Source organism: Streptomyces glaucescens, assembly GCF_002154375.1.
In the GTDB taxonomy this organism is placed as follows: Bacteria; Actinomycetota; Actinomycetes; order Streptomycetales; family Streptomycetaceae; genus Streptomyces; species Streptomyces glaucescens.
On record NZ_MUND01000510.1, the window covers coordinates 1 to 3,343 of the forward strand.

Here is a 3,343-nt window from a genome sequence, read left to right on the forward strand (position 1 = left end):
CTTTGCGGACACGACCTAGAGGCGCGGCTGCCAGGGCACGACCGTGAAGTCGCCCGTGCCCTTCCGCACCTTCTCGAAGGGAGCCGAGCTGACGCACTTCGGCAGGTCCTTCGGCATCTGTGCCGGGCTGCCGGTCGTCGCCCAGCTGTAGCCCAGCCGGTCGTGCCGGCCCAGGTCGTGCACCGTGACCCCGACCCGCTTGCCCTCGGCGCCCGGCAGGTCGGAGTCGGTGATGACGCCGGAGACGACCGCCACGCTCCCGCCCGTGACCAGGCAGTCGACCTCGGCCTTGGCCCAGGCGCCCCACTCTCCGCGGTAATGGCTGAAGGAGAAGGTGCCGGTCGCCTTCATCGGGTCGGCGGTGTCCTCGGCCGCGAGACGGGCGTCGAAGGTGAACGTGATGTCGTCGCCGGCCGACCGGTACAGCTTGGCGGTGCCGGTCAGCGCGGCCGCCTCGCGCTGTCCGCCGGTGGCGCTCGCGGCCGTGGTGCCGACCGTGACACCCCCGGCCAGAAGCAGGGCGACACCGAACGCGGCGATCTTCGTACGACGAGGCATGATGAGCCTTTCCGCAGGTGGGAGCAGGTGGGAACAGTTGGTGCGAACGGTCACCACTCTTCCCGCGGACCGCTCGGGCCACATCGCTCCGCGGGCGGCACTCGGTCTCCGCCGTCCGGCGGGGAAGCGGGTACGGCCATGTGCCCCGCGGGGGAGGGGACGTACGACGAGAGGCGCGCAACGAATCGCCGCCGGGGCCGGAACGGACGCAACAAAGCGTGCATGCGCGCGCAACGGCTCCTCCTTGTCCGGCCGAGCCCGCCGCTCGTACCGTCTATGTGGCCCCCCACACCCATCCGTCCCGGTGAGGAACACGCATGCGCATCGCCCTGCTCCAGAGCTCCGGCCGCCCCGGCTCGACCGTCGAGAACCTGAAGGTTCTCGACGAGGCCGCGGGCCGGGCCGCCGCCGCCGGCGCCGGGCTGATCGTCGCGCCGGAGATGTTCCTGACCGGTTACGCCATCGGTGACGACATCGCGCGTCTGGCCGAGCCCGCCGACGGCGACGCGGCCGACGCGATCGCCGAGCTGGCCGCACGGCACGGGCTGGCGATCGCGTACGGCTACCCGGAGCGCGACGGCGGGACGGTGTACAACTCCGCCCAGCTGATCTCCGCCGAGGGGACCCGCCTGGCCAACTACCGCAAGACGCACCTCTTCGGCTGCTTCGAGCGCGACCACTTCACGCCCGGCGAGCAGCCGGTGGTCCAGGCGGAGCTGGACGGGCTGCGGATCGGCCTGATGATCTGCTACGACGTGGAGTTCCCGGAGAACGTCCGGGCCCACGCCCTGGCGGGCACCGACCTGCTGCTGGTGCCGACGGCCCAGATGCACCCGTTCCAGTTCGTCGCCGAGCACCTGGTCCCGGTGCGCGCCTTCGAGAACCAGATGTACGTCGCGTACGTCAACCGGGTCGGCGCCGAGGACGAGTTCGAGTTCGTCGGCCTCTCCACCCTCGCCGGACCCGACGGCGTCGCCCGCACCCGGGCCGGCCGCGCCGAGGAGCTGGTCCTCGCCGACGTGGACCCCGTCTTCCTCGCCGCCTCCCGCGACGGCAACCCGTATCTGGAGGACCGCCGCCCCGGCCTCTACGGGTCGCTCGTCTGACCTCCCTCTCCCCGCTCGTCCCCCCTCGTTTTCTGTGCAAGGAGTCCGTACCCCATGACGTCCACGGTGCCCAACGCCGTCGAACACACCGACGAGCAGCAGCCGCCGATCACCATGTTCGGCCCGGACTTCCCCTACGCGTACGACGACTTCCTCGCCCACCCGGCGGGGCTCGGTCAGATCCCCGCGACCGAGCACGGCACGGAGGTCGCGGTCATCGGCGGCGGCCTGTCCGGCATCGTCGCCGCGTACGAACTGATGAAGATGGGCCTCAAGCCCGTCGTCTACGAGGCCGACCAGATCGGCGGCCGGCTGCGCACCGTCGGCTTCGAGGGCTGCGACGAGTCCCTGACCGCCGAGATGGGCGCGATGCGCTTCCCGCCGTCCTCCACCGCCCTCCAGCACTACATCGACCTGGTCGACCTGAAGACCAAGCCGTTCCCGAACCCGCTCGCCGAGGCCACCCCGTCGACCGTCGTCGACCTGAAGGGCGAGAGCCACTACGCGGAGACCGTCGACGACCTGCCGCAGGTCTACCGGGACGTCGCCCAGGCGTGGAACAAGTGCCTGGAGGAGGGCGCCGACTTCTCCGACATGAACCGCGCCATGCGCGAGCGGGACGTGCCGCGCATCCGCGAGATCTGGGCCAAGCTCGTCGAGAAGCTGGACAACCAGACCTTCTACGGCTTCCTCTGCGACTCGGAGGCCTTCAAGTCCTTCCGGCACCGCGAGATCTTCGGCCAGGTCGGCTTCGGTACCGGCGGCTGGGACACCGACTTCCCCAACTCCATCCTGGAGATCCTGCGGGTCGTCTACACCGAGGCCGACGACCACCACCGGGGCATCGTCGGCGGCTCCCAGCAGCTGCCGCTGCGCCTGTGGGACCGCGAGCCGGAGAAGATCGTCCACTGGGCGTACGGCACCTCGCTCGCCAAGCTGCACGAGGGCGGGCAGCCGCGCCCGGCCGTGACCCGCCTGAACCGCACCGCGGGCAACCACATCACCGTGACGGACGCGAACGGTGACATCCGCACCTACCGGGCGGCGATCTTCACCGCCCAGTCCTGGATGCTGCTGTCGAAGATCCAGTGCGACGACTCGCTCTTCCCGATCGACCACTGGACCGCCATCGAGCGCACCCACTACATGGAGTCCTCCAAGCTCTTCGTGCCCGTGGACCGCCCGTTCTGGCTGGACAAGGACGAGGAGACCGGCCGGGACGTCATGTCGATGACGCTCACCGACCGCATGACCCGCGGCACCTACCTGCTCGACGACGGTCCGGACAAGCCCGCCGTGATCTGCCTGTCGTACACCTGGTGCGACGACAGCCTGAAGTGGCTGCCGCTGTCCGCGAACGAGCGGATGGAGGTCATGCTGAAGTCGCTCGGCGAGATCTACCCGAAGGTCGACATCCGCAAGCACATCATCGGCAACCCGGTGACGGTGTCGTGGGAGAACGAGCCCTACTTCATGGGCGCGTTCAAGGCCAACCTGCCGGGCCACTACCGGTACCAGCGGCGCCTGTTCACGCACTTCATGCAGGACCGGCTGCCCGAGGACAAGCGCGGCATCTTCCTCGCGGGTGACGACATCTCCTGGACGGCCGGCTGGGCCGAGGGCGCCGTGCAGACCGCGCTGAACGCGGTCTGGGGCGTCATGCACCACTTCGGCGGCAC

At 69.9% G+C, this 3,343-nt stretch carries 3 protein-coding genes; 2 read left to right on the forward strand and 1 reads right to left on the reverse strand.

From position 1 onward, the window contains the following. Nucleotides 1-15: 15 nt before the first annotated feature. Entirely contained in the window at nt 16-558 is a 543-nt protein-coding gene (locus CCN42_RS29865) for a Repetin (RefSeq protein WP_086740297.1), read from the reverse strand. A 317-nt stretch (nt 559-875) separates the two neighbouring features. On the opposite strand from CCN42_RS29865, the gene CCN42_RS29870 reads away from it, so the two are divergent. Then, nucleotides 876-1,664: a carbon-nitrogen hydrolase family protein gene (locus tag CCN42_RS29870; protein ID WP_086740299.1), complete on the forward strand. Its 789-nt coding sequence runs from the start codon at nt 876-878 to the stop codon at nt 1,662-1,664. A gap of 54 nt (nt 1,665-1,718) precedes the next feature. Then, nucleotides 1,719-3,343, forward strand: a 1,625-nt coding sequence (locus CCN42_RS29875) for a flavin monoamine oxidase family protein (protein WP_086740301.1), incomplete at its 3' end; no start/stop codon positions are given.